16 protein-coding genes are annotated in these 17,790 nt (G+C 72.5%); 4 read left to right on the top strand and 12 right to left on the bottom strand.

All coding sequences use genetic code 11. The annotated features are described in order from the left end of the window. Together AB0M03_RS37290 and AB0M03_RS37295 are read right to left on the bottom strand one after the other, a co-directional pair. Nucleotides 1-128 (bottom strand): acyl-CoA dehydrogenase family protein (locus AB0M03_RS37290; RefSeq protein ID WP_363500493.1); only part of this gene is annotated, 128 nt, incomplete at its 3' end. 118 nt (nucleotides 129-246) lie between these two features. Further along, nucleotides 247-1,419, bottom strand: a complete 1,173-nt coding sequence (locus AB0M03_RS37295; RefSeq protein WP_363500451.1) for an LCP family protein — start codon at nucleotides 1,417-1,419, stop codon at nucleotides 247-249. A gap of 163 nt (nucleotides 1,420-1,582) precedes the next feature. On the opposite strand from AB0M03_RS37295, the gene AB0M03_RS37300 reads away from it, so the two are divergent. Then, entirely contained in the window at nucleotides 1,583-2,926 is a 1,344-nt protein-coding gene (locus AB0M03_RS37300) for a UDP-glucose/GDP-mannose dehydrogenase family protein (protein WP_363500454.1), read from the top strand. 28 nt (nucleotides 2,927-2,954) lie between these two features. Further along, nucleotides 2,955-3,362: a CoA-binding protein gene (locus AB0M03_RS37305; RefSeq protein WP_363500457.1), complete on the top strand. Its 408-nt coding sequence runs from the start codon at nucleotides 2,955-2,957 to the stop codon at nucleotides 3,360-3,362. Between the two features lie 22 nt (nucleotides 3,363-3,384). On the opposite strand, the gene AB0M03_RS37310 is transcribed toward AB0M03_RS37305, so the two are convergent. Genes AB0M03_RS37310 through AB0M03_RS37325 form a run of 4 tightly spaced genes read right to left on the bottom strand, consistent with a single transcriptional unit; the run spans nucleotide 3,385 to nucleotide 7,094 of the window. Continuing rightward, on the bottom strand, nucleotides 3,385-4,215 hold the full coding sequence (locus AB0M03_RS37310; protein ID WP_363500460.1) for a MerR family transcriptional regulator: 831 nt from the start codon (nucleotides 4,213-4,215) through the stop codon (nucleotides 3,385-3,387). A gap of 25 nt (nucleotides 4,216-4,240) precedes the next feature. Next, on the bottom strand, nucleotides 4,241-5,437 hold the full coding sequence (locus AB0M03_RS37315) for a dipeptidase (RefSeq protein ID WP_363500463.1): 1,197 nt from the start codon (nucleotides 5,435-5,437) through the stop codon (nucleotides 4,241-4,243). Between the two features lie 50 nt (nucleotides 5,438-5,487). Then, nucleotides 5,488-6,006, bottom strand: coding sequence for a 5-(carboxyamino)imidazole ribonucleotide mutase (purE, locus tag AB0M03_RS37320; protein ID WP_363500466.1), 519 nt, complete (start codon nucleotides 6,004-6,006; stop codon nucleotides 5,488-5,490). Beyond that, nucleotides 6,003-7,094 carry a 5-(carboxyamino)imidazole ribonucleotide synthase gene (locus AB0M03_RS37325; protein ID WP_363500469.1) on the bottom strand — a complete coding sequence of 364 codons (1,092 nt, stop codon included), beginning with the start codon at nucleotides 7,092-7,094 and terminating at the stop codon, nucleotides 6,003-6,005. The genes purE and AB0M03_RS37325 overlap by 4 nt, the downstream gene beginning before the upstream one ends. Before the next feature lie 278 nt (nucleotides 7,095-7,372). Here AB0M03_RS37325 and AB0M03_RS37330 point away from each other — a divergent pair, with 278 nt between their 5' ends. Then, a complete protein-coding gene (locus tag AB0M03_RS37330; protein WP_363500472.1) occupies nucleotides 7,373-7,897 on the top strand; it encodes a GtrA family protein in 525 nt (174 codons plus the stop codon). A 13-nt stretch (nucleotides 7,898-7,910) separates the two neighbouring features. Here the strand turns inward: AB0M03_RS37330 and AB0M03_RS37335 are convergent, their stop codons facing one another. After that, entirely contained in the window at nucleotides 7,911-9,161 is a 1,251-nt protein-coding gene (locus AB0M03_RS37335; RefSeq protein WP_363500475.1) for an ATP-binding protein, read from the bottom strand. 61 nt (nucleotides 9,162-9,222) lie between these two features. Next, nucleotides 9,223-9,897 (bottom strand): response regulator transcription factor, encoded by a 675-nt coding sequence (locus AB0M03_RS37340; RefSeq protein WP_363500478.1) that lies wholly within the window; start codon nucleotides 9,895-9,897, stop codon nucleotides 9,223-9,225. A 330-nt stretch (nucleotides 9,898-10,227) separates the two neighbouring features. Between AB0M03_RS37340 and AB0M03_RS37345 the strand changes: the two genes are divergently transcribed. Next, on the top strand, nucleotides 10,228-11,733 hold the full coding sequence (locus AB0M03_RS37345; protein ID WP_363500481.1) for an oligopeptide:H+ symporter: 1,506 nt from the start codon (nucleotides 10,228-10,230) through the stop codon (nucleotides 11,731-11,733). A gap of 249 nt (nucleotides 11,734-11,982) precedes the next feature. Here the strand turns inward: AB0M03_RS37345 and hutI are convergent, their stop codons facing one another. From hutI to hutU, 4 genes are all read right to left on the bottom strand, one after another. Then, entirely contained in the window at nucleotides 11,983-13,149 is a 1,167-nt protein-coding gene (gene hutI / locus AB0M03_RS37350; RefSeq protein WP_363500484.1) for an imidazolonepropionase, read from the bottom strand. Between the two features lie 85 nt (nucleotides 13,150-13,234). Further along, on the bottom strand, nucleotides 13,235-14,587 hold the full coding sequence (locus AB0M03_RS37355) for a formimidoylglutamate deiminase (RefSeq protein ID WP_363500487.1): 1,353 nt from the start codon (nucleotides 14,585-14,587) through the stop codon (nucleotides 13,235-13,237). Next, nucleotides 14,575-15,798 (bottom strand): allantoate amidohydrolase, encoded by a 1,224-nt coding sequence (locus AB0M03_RS37360; RefSeq protein WP_363500490.1) that lies wholly within the window; start codon nucleotides 15,796-15,798, stop codon nucleotides 14,575-14,577. Before AB0M03_RS37360 ends, AB0M03_RS37355 begins: the two co-directional genes overlap by 13 nt. Before the next feature lie 73 nt (nucleotides 15,799-15,871). Beyond that, nucleotides 15,872-17,527 (bottom strand): urocanate hydratase, encoded by a 1,656-nt coding sequence (gene hutU / locus AB0M03_RS37365; protein ID WP_363500496.1) that lies wholly within the window; start codon nucleotides 17,525-17,527, stop codon nucleotides 15,872-15,874. Nucleotides 17,528-17,790: the final 263 nt, after the last annotated feature.

Consider the following 17,790-nt stretch of genomic DNA (forward strand, 5'->3'; position numbering starts at 1 on the left):
TGCTCGTCGACCTCGGCCGCGAACGGGGCGATCTTCGCCTCGGCCAGCGACCGCACCGCGTCACGGAGCATGTCGTGCTCCTCGGTCAAGCGGAAGAGGTCGAAATCCGCTCCGGAGTTGCCCGCCATGTGTCTCGCCCCTCGAGTTGTTAGTTACCGTTAAGTAGCAAGTGGTACTCCTCATTCTAGGCGCGTTGCACGATCTCCCGGCATGGTGACATGCACAACAGGACGTGCGGCGGGGCCGTCAGCGCACGCTGTCGCCCAGGGTGTCGCTGGTGGTGCGGTGCTCGGCCAGGTACTGGTCCATCCGGTCGTTGCGCACGGCCTCCCAGAGCGTGGTGGCGGCGGCCCGGTCGAGCAGCACCACGGACTGGCCGTCCACCGTGTCGAAGCCGCCGAAGGGCGCGTTCATGAAGCGCACGCCGTCCGGGCGCAGCCCGCGCAGGCTCCAGGCGAGGTCGTAGAGGTCGGTGTTGCCGAGCCGGTCGTCCACGCTGACCACGTCGCCGACCGCCTGCAGCAGGCCGGTGAGCCGGGCGGGGCTGCCGAGCGTGCCGGCGTCCATGGTCTGGATCATCAGTGCGCGCAGGAAGTTCTGCTGGCGCTTGCTGCGGTCCAGGTCGCCGTTGGGCAGGCCGTACCGCTCGCGGACGTACAGCAGCGCCTGCTCGCCGCTCATGTGGTGGGTGCCGGCGTCCCACTGGCGGGCCTCGCCGCGGCCCTCGATGGTCTGCGGGATGGTGATGTCGACGCCGCCGACCGCGTCGGTGAGCGCCCGGAAGCCGTTCCAGTCGATCACCGCGATGTGGTCGACCTTGATGCCGGTGAGGTTCTGCACCGTCTCCACCATCAGCGCCGGGCCGCCCCAGGAGTACGCCGCGTTGATCTTCGACTTCCCGTGGCCGGGCACCTCGACCAGGGTGTCCCGGGCGATGGAGATGATCGACGCGCCCTTCCGGTCCGCGGATATGTGCAGCAGCATCATCGTGTCGCTGCGCTGGGCGCCGGCCTTCCAGGCGGGGGCCTTGGCGCCCTTGCCGGTGGTGGCGGTGTCCGAGCGGGCGTCCAGGCCGACCAGCAGGAAGGTGGTGCCCGCGTTCGGGACGGCGGCGGGCTGCCGGTCGGCGGGCAGGGTGGGGAAGGCGTCGGGGATGCGCTCCACCGAGGAGGCGTAGTGGTCCACCGTCCAGTACGCGGCGCCCGCCCCGCCGAACAGCAGCGCCAGCAGCACGGCCAGCGTCCACACCAGGACCCGGCGGGTCCGCCGCCTGCGCCGGACCTCGCCCTCGCCGTCCCCGGGCCCGCCGCCGCCTTCGGCACCGCCCTCCTCCGCCTCGCCGTCCCCGGGCACGCCGTCGAAAAGGCTCAGCGTCGCCGGGCGCTCCCCCTCGGGTTCTTCGCGCTCCCTCGCTCCCATGCGCGCATTGTGCCGCCCGGCGCGCCCCAGCGGGCCCCGGTCGGCATTTCGGCAACCCGGCCGTTATCGACGGGCTCGACACGGCGCCGGGCCCGGATACCATCGGTGGCTGCGGCCGCCCGTACCCCGAGCGGCCCGGCAACCTGGACTGAAGGGGAAGCACGTGGCCCTCCGCATCACGGTGATCGGTACCGGCTACCTCGGCGCGACGCACGCCGCCTGCATGGCGGAGCTCGGTTTCGAGGTGCTCGGCCTGGACATCGACCCGGAGAAAATCGCGTCGCTGGCCGCCGGCCGGGTGCCGATGTACGAGCCGGGCCTGGCCGACCTGCTGGTCAAGCACGTCGCCGGTCACGAGGGCTCCAGCGGCCGGCTGCGCTTCACCGACTCCTGGGAGGAGGTCGCCGAGTTCGGCGACGTCCACTTCATCTGCACCAACACCCCGCAGAAGAAGGGTGAGTTCGCCGCCGACATGAGCTACGTCGACAGCGCGCTCGACTCGCTGGCGGTGCACCTGACCCGGCCGACCCTGGTAGTCGGCAAGTCGACCGTGCCGGTCGGCAGCGCGAACCGGCTGGCCGAGCGCCTCGCCGCCCTGGCCCCGGTCGGCGAGCAGGCCGAGCTGGCCTGGAACCCGGAGTTCCTGCGGGAGGGCTTCGCCGTCGGCGACACCCTGCACCCGGACCGCCTGGTGGTCGGCGTGCGCAGCGAGCGCGCCGAGCAGCTGCTGCGCGAGGTGTACGCGACGCCGATCTCCGAGGGCGTGCCCTTCGTGGTGACGGACTTCCCGACCGCCGAGCTGGTGAAGGCCGCGGCCAACTCCTTCCTCGCCACCAAGATCTCCTTCATCAACGCGATGGCCGAGGTCTGCGAGTCCGCCGGCGCCGACGTGGTGCAGCTGTCCAAGGCGCTCTCCTACGACGCCCGGATCGGCGGCAAGTTCCTCAACGCGGGCCTCGGCTTCGGCGGCGGCTGCCTGCCCAAGGACATCCGGGCGTTCATGGCGCGGGCCGGCGAGCTGGGCGCGGACCAGGCGCTGACCTTCCTCCGCGAGGTCGACTCGATCAACATGCGGCGCCGCTCGCGGATGGTCGAGCTCGCCCGCGAGCAGTGCGGCGGCGGCTTCCTGGGCCGCCGGGTGGCCGTGCTCGGCGCCGCGTTCAAGCCCAACTCGGACGACATCCGGGACTCCCCCGCGCTGAACGTCGCCGGCCAGATCCAGCTCCAGGGCGCCCAGGTCACGGTGTACGACCCGAAGGCCATGGACAACGCCCGCAAGATGTTCCCCAGCCTGTCCTACGCGGCGTCCGCGCTGGAGGCCGTTCAGGGCGCCCACGTGGTGCTGCACCTGACGGAGTGGCAGGAGTTCCGCGAGCTGGACCCGGCGGAGGTCGGCGCACTGGTCGCCGAGCGGCGCATCCTGGACGGCCGGAACGTGCTCGACGCCACCGCCTGGCGGGCCGCCGGTTGGACCTATCGGGGGATGGGCCGGCCGGGCGCGGAATGACCGTGCCCGCCGGCCGGTTGTCCCCGGCATGACGTACGGAGACGACGCGACGGTCCGCAGGATCCTCCAGGAGTCGGGCGACACCTGGGCGGTGGTCGGCCTGTCCACCAACACCCGGCGGGCGGCGTACGGCGTCGCCCGCGTGCTGCAGCGGGCGGGCAAGCGGGTGGTGCCCGTCCACCCGAAGGCCGAGACGGTGCTCGGCGAGCAGGGCTACGCCGCGCTCGCCGACGTCCCCTTCCCCGTCGACGTGGTCGACGTGTTCGTCAACTCCGGCCTGGCCGGCGAGGTCGCCGACCAGGCCGTCGAGGTGGGCGCCAAGGCGGTCTGGTTCCAGCTGGACGTGATCGACGAGGCCGCCTACGACCGCACCCGGGCCGCGGGGCTCGACATGGTCATGGACAAGTGCCCGGCCATCGAGCTGCCGCTGCTCTGAGCCCGGGGGCGTGAGGCACGCCCTACGCCACCGGCACCGCGATGTCGCAGACCGGGTCGCCCGCCGCGGCGGTGGCCCAGTCCGCGAAGTACACCTCGCGCGGGGAGGAGACGACCGCCCGCCCCTCGGCGTGCGCCCACTCGAAGACGGCGTCGTAGGCCGAGAGGATCTGCGGGTAGGCCACCTGCGCCTTGCTGATCGTGGTGTACGCCTCGCGGTGGGCCGGCTCGGTGCGGTGCGCGTGCGCCACCGATCCGGCGTGCGCCGGGTCGATCGGCACGCAGACCTCGACGGGGCCGTCGCTGTCCTCGTTGACCTCACCGTGGTAGACCACGAACGGCGCCGCAGCCACCCCGCCGTAGGCCTTCGCGGCCTCGGCCAGCCGGTCGCAGGCCTGCGGAATCCACACCGGCAGGTCCTCCGGCCCGGCGTGCCGCTGCTCGGTGAGCACCAGCTGCTCCGGCACCTCGCGCTGCTCGATCCCGTACATGTCCAATCTCCCTTCGCCTCCCGACAGTCGGATGCGGAGGTGCGCCGCCAGCTCGCGCTGCGCCGCGACCCGGTGCTCCACGGACTCCCAGTACGCCGCCACCAGCCCGGCCGCCTCCGGCCCCGGCGCGGCCAGGACCTCGGCGACCGTGGTCAGCGGCATGTCGAGCCCGCGCAGCCGGACGATCAGCCGGGCCGCCGCCAGCCGGCTCTCCCGGTAGTACCGGTAGCCGGTGACCGGGTCGACCCGGTCGGGCGGCAGCAGCCCCTGCCGGTCGTACAGCCGCAGCGCCTTCGGCGAGAGCCGGGCGCGGCGGGCGAACGCCCCGATGGCGAGCAGTTCGTCGTCCTCCACGTCCCCCACGCTCCCGTCTGCCCCAGGGGCAAGGTCAACCCCGGCCGTCCAGCAACTCCACGGTGGCGATGGACGGGCGGCGGACGGCCTGCAGGCGGCGGGCGACCGACTCGGCCTCGCGCAGCACCCGGACCGCGTTGTGCCAGGTCAGCTTTCCGAGGTCGGCCTCGGACCAGCCGCGGCCGAGCAGTTCGGCGACCAGGTTCGGGTAGCCGGCCACGTCGTCCAGCCCCGACGGGACGAAGGCGGTGCCGTCGTAGTCGCCGCCGATGCCGATGTGGTCGATGCCTGCGACCTCGCGCATGTGGTCGAGGTGGTCGGCGACGGTGGCCGGGGTGGCGACCGGGCGCGGGTGCGCCGCCTCGTACGCGCGCTGGCAGTCCATCGCCGCGGGCGTCGTCTCCAGCGGGTGGAAGCCGTGGGCGCGCATGTTCTCGTCCGCCGCCAGGGTCCACTCGATGGCCGCGGGCAGCACGAACTTCGGGACGAAGGTCGCCATCGCCAGACCGCCGTTGGCCGCCAGCGCGGCCAGCACGTCGTCCGGGACGTTGCGCGGGTGGTCGCAGACGGCGCGCGCGGAGGAGTGCGAGAAGATCACCGGCGCCTCGGAGACCCGGAGTGCCGCCCGCATGGTGTCGGCGGAGGTGTGCGAGAGGTCGACCAGCATGCCCAGCCGGTTCATCTCCCGGACAACCTCCTCGCCGAAGGCGGTCAGCCCGCCCGCGGCCGGCTCGTCGGTCGCCGAATCCGCCCACGGCACGTTGTCGTTGTGGGTGAGCGTCAGGTACCGCACGCCCAGGGCGTGCAGGGCGCGCAGGGTGGCCAGCGAGCAGTCGATCGAGTGGCCGCCCTCGGCGCCCATCAGCGAGGCGATCCGGCCCTCGGCGCGGGCCGCCTCCATGTCGTCCGCGGTCAGCGCCGTGCGCAGCACGTCCGGGTAGCGCGCCGTCAGGGCGTGCACGAAGTCGATCTGCTCCAGGGTGGCGCTGACCGCCCGGTCGCCCGCGAGGTCGCTGCGCACGTAGACCGACCAGAACTGCGCGCCGACCCCGCCGGCGCGCAGCCGGCCGAGGTCGGTGTGCAGGCGGGCACTCTGGTCCACCGCCAGGTCGACGGCGTCCAGGTCGTATCCGACCTGGGAGCGCATCGCCCAGGGGAGGTCGTTGTGCCCGTCCACCACGGGGGTGTCGCGGAGCACGGCGCGGGCGCGGTCGAGCAGTTCAGGGGTCATGACCCCGTTCTACCCCAGCGGCCGTGCCCGCCCCGGGCTCACCCGGCGGGTCAGCCCTGGCTGCCGGCGACCCGGGCGCGGAGCTTCTTGCCCTTCTCGGTGGCCTGGGCGTTCAGCTCGGCCTGGAAGTCCACCATGCGCTCGGCGAGGTCCCGGTCGAAGGCGGCCAGCATCCGGACGGCCAGCAGGCCGGCGTTGCGGGCGCCGGCGATGGACACAGTGGCCACCGGCACGCCCGCGGGCATCTGCACGATGGACATCAGGCTGTCCATGCCGTCCAGGTACTTCAGCGGCACCGGGACGCCGATCACCGGCAGCGGGGTGACCGAGGCCAGCATGCCGGGCAGGTGCGCGGCGCCGCCGGCGCCGGCGATGATCGCCTTCAGGCCGCGGGCGTGCGCCCGCTCGCCGTAGGCCACCATCTCGCGCGGCATCCGGTGCGCGGAGACGACGTCCACCTCGTAGGGGACCTCGAACTCGTCGAGGGCCTGCGCGGCGGCCTCCATCACGGGCCAGTCGGAGTCCGATCCCATGACGATGCCGACGACGGGGGCCTCGGGGGTGCTCATTCGGTGATCGTTCCTCGCAGGTAGGCGGCCGCGTGACGGGCGCGCTCGCGGACGTCGTCGAGGTCGTCCCCGACGACGTTGACGTGGCCGACCTTGCGGCCCGGCTTCACGTCCTTGCCGTACATGTGGATCTTGAGGCCGGGGTCGCGGGCCATGCAGTGCAGGAAGGCGTGGTACATGTCCGGGTAGTCGCCGCCGAGCACGTTGACCATGACCGTCCACGGCGCGCGCGGGCGCGGGTCGCCGAGCGGCAGGTCGAGGACGGCCCGCAGGTGGTTCTCGAACTGCGAGGTGACCGAGCCGTCCTGGGACCAGTGGCCGGAGTTGTGCGGGCGCATCGCCAGCTCGTTGACCAGGATGCGGCCGTCGCGGGTCTGGAACAGCTCCACCGCGAGGTGGCCGGTGATGTCCAGGTCGCCGGCGATCCGCAGCGCGAGCTGCTGGGCCTCGGCGGCGAGCTGCGGGTCGAGGTCCGGCGCGGGCGCGGTCACCTCGGCGCAGACGCCGTTCTCCTGGATGCTCTCCACCACCGGGTAGGCGACCGCCTGGCCGCTGGGCGAGCGGACCACGTTCGCGGCCAGCTCGCGCTCGAAGTCGACCTTCTCCTCGGCCAGCACCGGCACGCCGGCCAGGAAGGGCGCCGCCGCCTCGGCCTCGTCGGCGACCACCCAGACGCCCTTGCCGTCGTAGCCGCCGCGGACGGTCTTCAGGACCACCGGGTAGCCGGAGCCCTCCGCCGCGAAGGCGGTGACGTCGGCAGGGTCGGCCACGATCCGGTGGCGCGGGCAGGGCACGCCGATCGAGTCCAGCTTCGCCCGCATCACACCCTTGTCCTGGGCGTTGACCAGGGCGTCCGGGCCCGGGCGGACGGCGATGCCGTCGGTCTGCAGTGCCCGCAGGTGCTCGGTCGGCACGTGCTCGTGGTCGAAGGTGATCACGTCGCAGCCGGCGGCGAAGCGGCGGAGCGTCTCCAGGTCCCGGTAGTCGCCGAGGACCACCTCGGAGACCACCTGTGCCGCCGAGTCCTGGGGGGTGTCGGCGAGGAGCTTGAAGCGGATGCCGAGGGGGATGCCGGCCTGGTGCGCCATGCGCGCCAGCTGCCCGCCACCGATCACGCCGACCACCGGAAATTTTGCGTTGCCCGCGAAAGTCACGCTGCCCAGGATATCCGGGCCGGTCGGAGCCGGTGCACAGGCGGTTGCCCGGGGTGCGGGAGCGGCAGCGGGCGTCGATGGGGCCGGTGGGAGCGAGTAGCCTGGAGGCCCGGGCCTTCGCCGCGCACGTGCGTACACGAGGCGCCCATTCGCGCTGCGCCCGCGCGGGCACCCTGCCGTCCTGTCGGTACGCCACTCAGGAGACACCCCGGATGACCACGACCACCGCGACCCAGCCTTCGTTGGTGCAGCGCCTGCGCGGCATGTCCGACGAGATGATCAAGTTCGGCCTCGTCGGGCTGAGCGGCGTGGCGGTCAACTTCCTCATCTTCTGGATCTGCATCAACGGCCTCGGCCTGGCCTCGATGCGCTCCAACGTCGCCGCGACCCTGGTGGCCATCACCACCAACTACCTCGGCTACCGGTACTGGCTGTACAAGGACCGCGACGCGGCTTCCCGCAAGCGCGAGATCACGCTGTTCCTGCTGTTCAGCGGCGCCGGCATGCTGATCGAGACCGGTGTGGTGGGCTTCTCGGACTACGTGCTGGGCCTGAACACGCACCTGGAACTGATCGCGGCGAAGGTGGTCGGCCTCGCGATCGGCACGGTCTTCCGCTTCATCTCCTACCGAACCTGGGTGTTCAAGGCGATGCCGGAGCTGGACGAGCCCGAGCCCGGGGTCGTCACCGAGGCCGAACTGCTGCTGGCCGCCGAGGAACCCCACTACGTGAAGTAGCCCGGGGCCGGCTTCACGCGGAATCGTCGCTGCGGCCGCTGCTCAGGAAGAGGGCGAACACCGGGGGCTTCAGGGAGAGCAGTTCCAGCCGGGCGCCGTCGGCCTCGGCGAGGTCGCGGGCGACGGCCAGGCCGATTCCGGTCGAGTTGCGGCCGCTGACCGCCCGTTCGAAGACGCGGTTGCCGAGCTCCCGCGGGACGCCCGGCCCCTCGTCCTGGACCTCGGCGACGACCGAGGAGCCGGTGCGCCGGACCCGCAGCGTGATGTCGCCGGCGCCGTGCATCAGCGAGTTCTCGATCAGGGTGGCCATCACCTGGGCGACCGTGCCGGGCGTGCCCAGCACGGTCGTGCCGCGCAGGCCCTCCATCAGCAGCTGCCGGCCGCTCGCCCGCAGCGTCGCACTCCATTCCTCGGCCTGCTGCTTGAGCACGTCGTCGAGTTCGAAGGTGACGGCGGTCGGGCTGGCCGGGTCGCGCTGGTTGGTGAGGAGCCGCTGGACGACGTCGGTGAGGCGCTCGACCTGCTGGAGGGCGATGGTCGCCTCCTCCTTGACGGTGTCCGGCTCCTCGGCGAGTGCGGTGATCTCCTCCAGCCGCATGGAGAGTGCGGTGAGCGGGGTGCGGAGCTGGTGCGAGGCGTCGGCCGCGAGCCGGCGCTCGGCGGTGAGCATCCGGGCGATCCGGACGGCGCTGACGTCGAGCACCTCGGCGATCCGGTCGAGCTCGGGGACGCCGTAGCGGCGCTCGCGCGGACGCGGGTCGCCGGAGCCCAGCCGCTCGGCGGTCTCGGCGAGTTCGGTGAGCGGCCGGGCGAGGCGCTTGGCCTGCCAGACCGCGAGGGCCACCGCGGCCTGGACGGCGAGCAGGGCGACCACGCCGAGCAGCAGCAGCATGTTGCCGATCTCGTGGTCGACGGCCTCGCGGGACTGCTGCACGGTGACCTTCTCACCGCTGGCGCCCTCCTCGGTGGCGCTGATCGCCGGGCCGTCGACCGGCCGGCCGGCCGCGATGAGCGGCTGGCCGGGGATGTCGACGGTGACGAACGAGCCGTCGGTGACCTGGGCGGCGAACTTCTCCCCGGTGACCGGCTCGCCCGCGGCCAGCCGGCTCTCGACCAGGCCGAGGACGCGGACGGCGGCGGCGTCGACCCGGTCCTCGGCCGCGTTGACGATGCTCTGCTTCTCGATGAGCGCCAGCGGGACGCAGAACACCGCGACCACCACCAGGACGACGCCCAGCAGCGAGTTGATCATTCTGCGCTTCACGCCGGGGAACGCCTTCGCTCGGTGGTTCTACGGTCGGGCGGCCGGGACGGGCCGCGCGGGGTCAGTTCTTCTCGAAGCGGAAGCCGACGCCGCGGACGGTGGCGATGTAGCGGGGGTTGGCCGCGTCGTCGCCGAGCTTCTTGCGCAGCCAGGAGATGTGCATGTCCAGCGTCTTGGTCGACGTCCACCAGGTGGTGTCCCAGACCTGGCGCATGATCTCCTCGCGGGTGACGACCCGGCCGGCGTCCCGCACCAGGACCCGGAGCAGCTCGAACTCCTTGGCGGAGAGGGTCAGCTCCTCCTCGCCGAGCCAGGCGCGGTGCGACTCGATGTCGATCTTGACGCCGTGGGCGCCGGTGGTGAGCTGGTCGACGTTGCCGCGGCGGAGCAGCGCCCGGACGCGGGCGAGCAGTTCGGCCAGCCGGAAGGGCTTGGTGACGTAGTCGTCGGCGCCGGCGTCGAGGCCGACCACCGTGTCCACCTCGTCGGCGCGGGCGGTGAGCACCAGGACGGGGCAGCTGCGGCCGTCGGCGCGCAGCCGGCGGCAGACCTCCAGTCCGTCCATCTCGGGCAGGCCCAGGTCGAGGACGATCAGGTCGACGTCCTCGGCGAGGCCCGCCGCCAGTGCGGCCGGACCGTCCTCGCGGACGAGCACCTCGTACCCCTCGCGACGGAGCGCGCGGGCCAGCGGTTCGGAGATTGCCGGGTCGTCCTCGGCCAGCAGCACACAGGTCATGGGGGTGATGGTAGTCCGCTCCGGTGATCACGAGGGGGCTGTGAACTACTTCACAGCAGCGTGATCGTTACCTTCCGGCCGCCATGTCCGCGTCGAGAACGGTTCCGGGGGGCAGGGTGCGGTAATTCTCAAGTTCGATCTTCGTTTCGAAGGAAAATTTCCCGAGTTACCATCGAATAGCGCCTCGAAGAGTGCAAGGACTTTACTCGGACAATACCGACGCCTGTGTACTTGTCATCCGATGTCGTGTCATGGCACCCGTACAGTGGTCCGGTCCCCGTCTGCCAACACCCCCTCGGCGGACGAACACAGGCAAGGAACCCACCACACATGGCGACTACCACCCTGGACGCCGGCATCCGCCAGGCCCCTTCCAGTGGCAAGACCTTCTTCGGGCACCCCCGAGGGCTCGCCACCCTCTTCATGACCGAGATGTGGGAGCGATTCAGCTTCTACGGCATGCGTGCCCTGCTGGTGCTCTACATGACCGCCGCCACCACCGAGGGCGGCCTGGGCATGAAGATCGCCGTGGCCACGGCGGTCTACAGCGTCTACAACGCGATGGTGTACCTGCTCGCCCTGCCGGGCGGCTGGATCGCCGACCGCTTCCTCGGCGCCCGCAGGACCGTGGCGCTCGGCGGCACGATCATCATGATCGGCCACTTCCTGCTCGCCGTACCCGCCTCGGCCTCGTTCTTCACCGGCCTCGGCTTCATCGCGCTCGGCTCCGGCCTGCTGAAGGCCAACATCTCGACGATGGTCGGCCACCTGTACGACGGTCCGAACGACCCACGTCGCGACGGCGGCTTCACCATCTTCTACATGGGCATCAACCTCGGCGCCTTCGCCGCCCCGCTGGTCATCGGCACCGTCGGCCAGAGCGTCAACTGGCACCTGGGCTTCGCCCTCGCCGGCGTCGGCATGGCGCTGGGCCTCGGCCAGTTCCTGCTCGGCACCCGCCACCTGGCCGCCGCCAGCGACGTGGTCACCTCCCCGATGCCCGCCGACGAGAAGCGTGCGATCTTCCGCAAGGCCGCCCTGTGGCTGGCCGTGGCGGTCGTGTTCTACGCCGTCGTCGTGCTGAGCGGCCGCTTCACCATCGACTGGGCGATCTGGCCCCTGTCGATCGCGGGCATCGCCGTCCCGGTGTTCGTCTTCGCCCGGGTCAAGCGCGACAAGGACCTCGACGCCGCCGAGCAGTCCAAGATGAGCGGCTACATCTGGTTCTTCGTGGCCGCCGCCGTGTTCTGGATGATCTACGACCAGTCCGGCTCCACGCTGAGCGTCTTCGCCGACGACAGCACCGCCTCCACGCTGTTCGGGTTCAACTTCCCGTCCAGCTGGTTCCAGTCGCTGAACCCGCTCTACATCATGGCGCTGGCCCCGGTCTTCGCCTGGCTGTGGGTGGCGCTCTCGCGCCGCGGCAAGAACCCCAGCACCACCATGAAGTTCGCCTTCGGCCTGCTGATGATCGGCGCGTCCTTCCTGGTCATGATGCTGGCGATGGCCGCCGCCGCGGGCGGCGTCAAGGTCACCCCGCTGTGGCTGGCGGTGGTCTACCTGGTCCAGACCGTCGGCGAGCTGACCCTCTCCCCGGTCGGCCTCTCGGTCACCACCAAGCTGGCCCCGGCCAAGTACGCCAGCCAGATGATGGGCGTCTGGTTCCTCGCCGTCACCGCCGGTGACTGCGTGGCAGCCATCATCCAGCTCGTCCTCGGCGACGCCACCGGCACCACTTGGTACTTCGCTCTGCAGGGCGTCGCAGCGATCGTCGCCGGCCTCGGCCTGGCGATGTACCGCAAGAAGGTCGTCCGCCTCATGGGCGACGTGCACTGACGCAGTGCCGCGCCCGACCCGGGCGTGCACTGCAGTGAAGCGGCCCGGCACGGAGACCCCGTGCCGGGCCGCTGCCGTACCCCGCCGACCGGCGGGGGAACGGGCCGCGGGAATCCCCCCGGACGGCGGTTGCCGGCGGCGGGGCGAACCGGAAAAACTGGTCCCACCCGGGCACAACCCGGTCATGAACGAGGGAGGGCGCGGATCGCGCCCTCCCTTTCTGCGTGTCCGCCCGGTCCGGGCGCGGGCTCAGACCTCGCGCACGCCGTTCTGCCAGACCGCCGCGGTCAGCGGCACACCCGGCCGGTACGCCAGGTGCACGTGCGAGGGCGCGTCCAGCAGCAGCAGGTCGGCGCGGGCGCCCACCGTGACGGTGCCGACGTCGGTCCGGCGCAGCGCCTTCGCACCCGTCGCCGTCGCCGCGTGCACGGCCTCGTCCGGGGTCATCCCCATCTCGCGGACGGCCACCGCGATGCAGAAGGCCATCGACGAGGTGAAGCTCGACCCCGGGTTGCAGTCCGTGGAGAGAGCCACGGCCGCACCCGCGTCCAGCAGGCGGCGGGCGTCCGGGTAGGCGGCGCGGGTGGAGAACTCCGCGCCGGGGAGCAGGGTGGCGACGGTGTCCGAGTTCGCGAGCGCGGAGACGTCCTCGTCGGTCAGGTGGGTGCAGTGGTCGGCCGAGGCCGCACCCAGCTCCACCGCCAGCTGCACGCCCGGGCCGTACGACAGCTGGTTGGCGTGCACCCGCGGCACCAGGCCGCGGGCCGTGCCCGCGGTCAGCACCGCCCGCGCCTGGTCGCCGTCGAAGGCGCCGCGCTCGCAGAAGACGTCCACCCACTTGGCGTGCGGGGCGCACGCGTCCAGCATCTCGCCGGTCACCAGCGCGACGTAGCCGGCCGGGTCCCCGGCGAACTCCGGCGCGACCACGTGCGCGCCCAGGTAGGTGGTCTCCGGGGTGTGGGTCGCCGCGATCCGCAGCGACCGGGCCTCGTCCTCGACGGTCAGCCCGTAGCCGGACTTGCACTCGACGGTGGTGGTGCCCTGGCGCAGCGCCTCGCGGAAGAAGCGGGCGAGGTTGGCGTCGAGTTCGGCGTCGGAGGCGGCGCGGGTGGCCGCGACGGTCGTCCGGATGCCGCCGGCGGAGTACGCCTGGCCGGACATCCGGGCGTTGAACTCGGCGGTGCGGTCGCCGGCGAAGACCAGGTGCGAGTGGGAGTCGACGAAGCCCGGCAGCAGGGCGCGGCCGGCGGCGTCGAAGCGGTCGTCCGCGGCGGGGGCCGCCGCGGCCGGGCCGACCCAGGCGATCCGCCCGCCGTCCACCACGACGGCCGCGTTCTCCACCAGCCCCAGCGGCCCCGAACCGAGCCCGGGGTCATTGGTGACCAGGCTGCCGATGTCGGTGATGAGGGTGCTCAACGTTGTCCTTTCGAGTTCGGGGCAGGCATTGCACGGGGCACCCCAGGGGCGAGTGGCCGGCCCGCCGCGCCCCCGGCATCGCCTCTCAGGTCCCCAGGGTGGTGATGGAGGTGCGGAGGGCGTCGGCGACGTCGGGGACGAGCTGGTGGACGCCGTCCTTGACGATGTGGCGGCCGCCGACGATCACGTGCCGGACGTCCGCCGCCGAGGCGGCGAACACGGCGGTCTCGGCGCCGAGCTGCGGCCCGGGCCCGGCGGTGCGGACGGTGTCCAGGGCGATGGCGGTGAAGTCCGCCAGTGCCCCGGCCTCGATCCGGCCGGCCTCCGGCCAGCCGAGGGAGGCGTGGCCGTCCTCGGTGCCGGCGCGGAGCAGCGCGTGGGCCGTCCAGTGCCCGCGGGTCCGGGTGCGGAGCCGTTCGTTCAGCTCCAGTGCCCGGGCCTCCTCGAACGGGTCGATCACGGCGTGGCTGTCGCTGCCGAGGCTGATCGGGCAGCCGGAGCCGGCGAGGCGGCGGGCCGGGCCGATGCCGTCCGCGAGGTCCCGTTCGGTGGTGGGGCACATGCAGATGGTGGTGGAGGAGTCGCCGAGCAGCCGGATGTCCTCGTCGGTGAGGTGGGTGGCGTGCACGGCGGAGGTGCGCGGGCCGAGGACTCCGTGGTCGGCGAGCAGCCGGGTCGGGGTGACGCCGTGGGAGGTGAGGCAGGCGTCGTTCTCGGCGGTCTGCTCGGAGAGGTGGACGTGCAGCGGGGCCTTCCGCATGGCCGCCCAGTGCGCGACGGTGGTCAGCTGGTCGGCGGGCACCGCGCGGACGGAGTGGACGGCCGCGCCGATCCTGGCGTGGTCGGTGGGCTTGAGGGCGTCCGTGCGGGCGGCCCAGGCGTCGGCGTCGCCGTCGCTGAACCGCAGCTGGGGCTTGGTGACCTCGGCGCCGAAGCCGGAGGACAGGTAGCAGGTGTCCAGCAGGGTGATCCGGATGCCGGCCCGGTGCGCCGCCTCGATCAGGGCGTGGCCCATCGCGTTGGGGTCGTCGTAGCGGCCGCCGCCGGGGGCGTGGTGCAGGTAGTGGAACTCGCCGACGGCGGTGATGCCGGCGAGCGCCATCTCGGCGTAGACGGCGGTGGCGAGGTCGAGGTAGCTGTCCGGGTCGAGGGCGCCGGCGAAGCGGTACATGGTGTCCCGCCACGTCCAGAAGGTGCCGGAGCCGACCTGGACGTTGCCGCGCAGTGCCCGGTGGAAGGCGTGCGAGTGGGCGTTGGCCTGGCCGGGCAGCAGCAGGCCGCCGAGCCGGACGGCGCCGGACGGGCAGGGGCCGCTGTCGGGGGTGACGTGGGCGATCCGTCCGCCGGGACCGACGGCGATCAGCACGTCCTTCTCGACGACGGTGCCGTTGGCGTGCGGCAGCCAGGCGTGCTCCGCCCAGTACGTCAGCCCTGACATGCGAGGTCCTCCAGTACGTCGGCGAGCGCCGCCACGCCCGCGAGGCAGTCGGCCTCCTCGGCGTGCTCGGCCGGGGAGTGCGAGACGCCGGTGGGGTTCCGTACGAAAAGCATGGCGGTCGGAATCGCGGATGCCAGGATTCCGGCGTCGTGTCCCGCGCCGGTGGGCAGCACCGGCACCGCGTCGGGCCTGCCGCGGCCGATCACCCAGGCGAGGCGGTCGCGCAGCGGGCCGTCGAAGTCGACGACGGGCGTGAACGACTCGCGGGTCAGCTCGACCCGGACGCCGTCGCGTTCGCCGCGCTCCAGGGCGGCCTGCCGGATCTCCTCCACCACCCGGTCGAGGGTGGCCTCGTCGGCGGCGCGGGAGTCGAGCCAGCCGCGGACGAGGGAGGCGATGGCGTTGGTGCCGTTGGGCTCGACGGCGACCTTGCCGAAGGTGGCGAGGGCGCCGGCCAGCCGGGCCTTCTTGCGGGCGGCGAGCACGGTGTTGGCGTAGGTGAGCATCGGGTCGCGGCGGTCCTCGATGCGGGTGGTGCCGGCGTGGTTGGCCTCGCCGTGGAAGTCGAACCGCCAGCGGCCGTGCGGCCAGATCGCGCTGGCGACGCCGACGCTCTGGTGCTCGTCCAGGTAGCGGCCCTGCTCGACGTGGAGTTCGACGAACGCGCCGATGCGGGCGAGCCGTTCGCGGTCGGCGCCGATGGCGTCGGGGTCGTGGCCGGCCTTCTCCATGGCGTCGGGCAGCCGGACGCCGTCGGCGTCGCGCAGCCCGTGCGCCTGCTCCCTGGAGAGCACGCCGGCGGTGAGCCGGGAGCCGATGCAGGCCACGCCGAACCGGGCGCCCTCCTCGTCGCCGAAGTTGACGATCGCCAGCGGCTTGGTGAACTCGGCGCCGCGGGCGCGGAGTTCGTCCAGGGCGGCGAAGGAGGAGACCACGCCGAGCGGGCCGTCGAAGGCGCCGCCGTCCGGGACGGAGTCCAGGTGCGAGCCGGTGACGACGGCGCCCTCGCCCCGCGGGTCGCCGAGCCAGGCCCACTGGTTGCCGTTGCGGTCGAGCTCGTAGTGCAGGCCGCGGTTGCGGGCCTGCTCCTCGAACCAGGCCCGGCATTCGGTGTCGGCGGAGTTCCAGGCGAAGCGGCGGTAACCGCCGGACGAGGCGGAGCGGCCCACGGGGAGCAGCTCCGCCCACATCCGCTGGAAGCTGTCGCTCATGCGCCCGCCTCGCTTCGCTCGGCGGCCGCTTCGCGACACGCGCGCCCCTCGACGGTTCGCTCGCTGCGCTCGCTCACAGCTCGCCCATGGGGACGCGCACGCCCCGCTCGTCGGCGACCTCGACGGCGCGGTCGTAACCGGCGTCGACGTGCCGGATGACGCCCATGCCCGGGTCGTTGGTGAGCACGCGGCGGATCTTCTCGCCGGCGAGCGCGGTGCCGTCCGCGACGGTGACCTGGCCGGCGTGGATGGAGCGGCCGATGCCGACGCCGCCGCCGTGGTGGATGGAGACCCAGGAGGCGCCGGAGGCGACGTTGACCATGGCGTTGAGCAGCGGCCAGTCGGCGATGGCGTCGGAACCGTCCAGCATGGACTCGGTCTCGCGGTACGGGGAGGCGACCGAGCCGCAGTCCAGGTGGTCGCGGCCGATGACGATGGGCGCGGACAGCTCGCCGGAGGCGACCATGTCGTTGAAGCGCTCGCCGGCCTTGTCGCGCTCGCCGTAGCCGAGCCAGCAGATGCGCGCCGGGAGGCCCTGGAAGTGGACCTTCTCCTGGGCCATCTTGATCCAGCGGTGCAGCGACTCGTTCTCCGGGAAGAGGTCGAGGACGGCCTTGTCGGTCTTGGCGATGTCCTGCGGGTCGCCGGAGAGCGCGGCCCAGCGGAACGGGCCCTTGCCCTCGCAGAACAGCGGGCGGATGTAGGCCGGGACGAAGCCGGGGAAGGCGAACGCCCGGTCGTAGCCGGCGAGCTGGGCCTCGCCGCGGATGGAGTTGCCGTAGTCGAAGACCTCGGCGCCGCGGTCCTGGAAGCCGACCATGGCCTCGACGTGCTTGGCCATCGACTCGCGGGAGCGCTCGGTGAACTCGGCGGGCTTCTCGGCGGCGTAGGCGGCCATGTCGTCGAACTCGACGCCGATCGGCAGGTAGCTCAGCGGGTCGTGGGCGCTGGTCTGGTCGGTGACGATGTCGATCGGGGCGTCCATCGCGAGCAGCTGCGGGACCAGCTCGGCGGCGTTGCCGAGCAGGCCGATGGAGAGCGGCTGCTTCTTGTCCCGGGCGGCGGTGGCGAGTTCGAGGGCGTGGGCGAGGTCCTTGGCCTCCACGTCCAGGTAGCGGTGCTCGATCCGGCGGGCGATCCGGGAGGGGTCGCAGTCGATGCAGATCGCGACGCCGCCGTTCATGGTGACGGCGAGCGGCTGGGCGCCGCCCATGCCGCCGAGGCCGGCGGTGAGGGTGATGGTGCCTTCGAGGGTGCCGTTGAACTTCTTGTCGGCGACCGCGGCGAAGGTCTCGTAGGTGCCCTGGAGGATGCCCTGGGTGCCGATGTAGATCCAGGAGCCGGCGGTCATCTGGCCGTACATGGTGAGGCCGAGCGACTCCAGGCGGCGGAACTCCTCCCAGTTCGCCCAGTCGCCGACCAGGTTGGAGTTGGCGATCAGCACCCGCGGCGCCCACTCGTGGGTCTGCATGACGCCGACCGGGCGGCCGGACTGCACCAGCATGGTCTCGTCCTGCTTGAGGTTCTGCAGGGTACGGACCATCGCGTCGTACGAGCGCCAGTCGCGGGCGGCCTTGCCGGTGCCGCCGTACACGACCAGCTTCGAGGGGTGCTCGGCCACCTCGGGGTCGAGGTTGTTCATGAGCATCCGCAGGGCGGCCTCCTGCTGCCAGCCCTGCGCGGTCAGCTTCGTACCGCGCGCCGCGCGGACCTCGCGCGGGCCGCTCACCTGGTCCACCATGCCTCCGGCCTCCTTGCGGATGAATTCATTCAGGCTTACCGAGACTGAATATATCCAGTCATTCACCCGGAAGCCAGACCTCAGCACCATCGGACCAGGAACCGACCCGCCCCGCGCGGCGGCGCGCCCCGCACACGACGGCGGGGGGGGGGGGCGGCGGGGGGGGCGCCCCCCCCGGGGGGGGGCCCCCGCAGCCCCCCCCGGGGGGCGCCCGCGGGGGGGGGGAGGGGCCCCCCCCGGCCGGCGGCCCC

It is taken from the genome of Kitasatospora sp. NPDC051914, assembly GCF_040680995.1.
Lineage (GTDB): Bacteria > Actinomycetota > Actinomycetes > Streptomycetales > Streptomycetaceae > Kitasatospora.

What these genes read in the sequence shown, in the direction of transcription:
- AB0M03_RS37295 (WP_363500451.1), bottom strand. Translation starts at nt 1,419, where the DNA reads ATGGGAGCGAGGGAGCGCGAAGAACCCGAGGGGGAGCGCCCGGCGACG.
- AB0M03_RS37305 (WP_363500457.1), top strand. Translation starts at nt 2,955, where the DNA reads ATGACGTACGGAGACGACGCGACGGTCCGCAGGATCCTCCAGGAGTCG.
- AB0M03_RS37315 (WP_363500463.1), bottom strand. Translation starts at nt 5,437, where the DNA reads ATGACCCCTGAACTGCTCGACCGCGCCCGCGCCGTGCTCCGCGACACC.
- purE (WP_363500466.1), bottom strand. Translation starts at nt 6,006, where the DNA reads ATGAGCACCCCCGAGGCCCCCGTCGTCGGCATCGTCATGGGATCGGAC.
- AB0M03_RS37325 (WP_363500469.1), bottom strand. Translation starts at nt 7,094, where the DNA reads ATGGCGCACCAGGCCGGCATCCCCCTCGGCATCCGCTTCAAGCTCCTC.
- AB0M03_RS37330 (WP_363500472.1), top strand. Translation starts at nt 7,373, where the DNA reads ATGACCACGACCACCGCGACCCAGCCTTCGTTGGTGCAGCGCCTGCGC.
- AB0M03_RS37340 (WP_363500478.1), bottom strand. Translation starts at nt 9,897, where the DNA reads ATGACCTGTGTGCTGCTGGCCGAGGACGACCCGGCAATCTCCGAACCG.
- AB0M03_RS37345 (WP_363500481.1), top strand. Translation starts at nt 10,228, where the DNA reads ATGGCGACTACCACCCTGGACGCCGGCATCCGCCAGGCCCCTTCCAGT.
- AB0M03_RS37355 (WP_363500487.1), bottom strand. Translation starts at nt 14,587, where the DNA reads ATGTCAGGGCTGACGTACTGGGCGGAGCACGCCTGGCTGCCGCACGCC.
- AB0M03_RS37360 (WP_363500490.1), bottom strand. Translation starts at nt 15,798, where the DNA reads ATGAGCGACAGCTTCCAGCGGATGTGGGCGGAGCTGCTCCCCGTGGGC.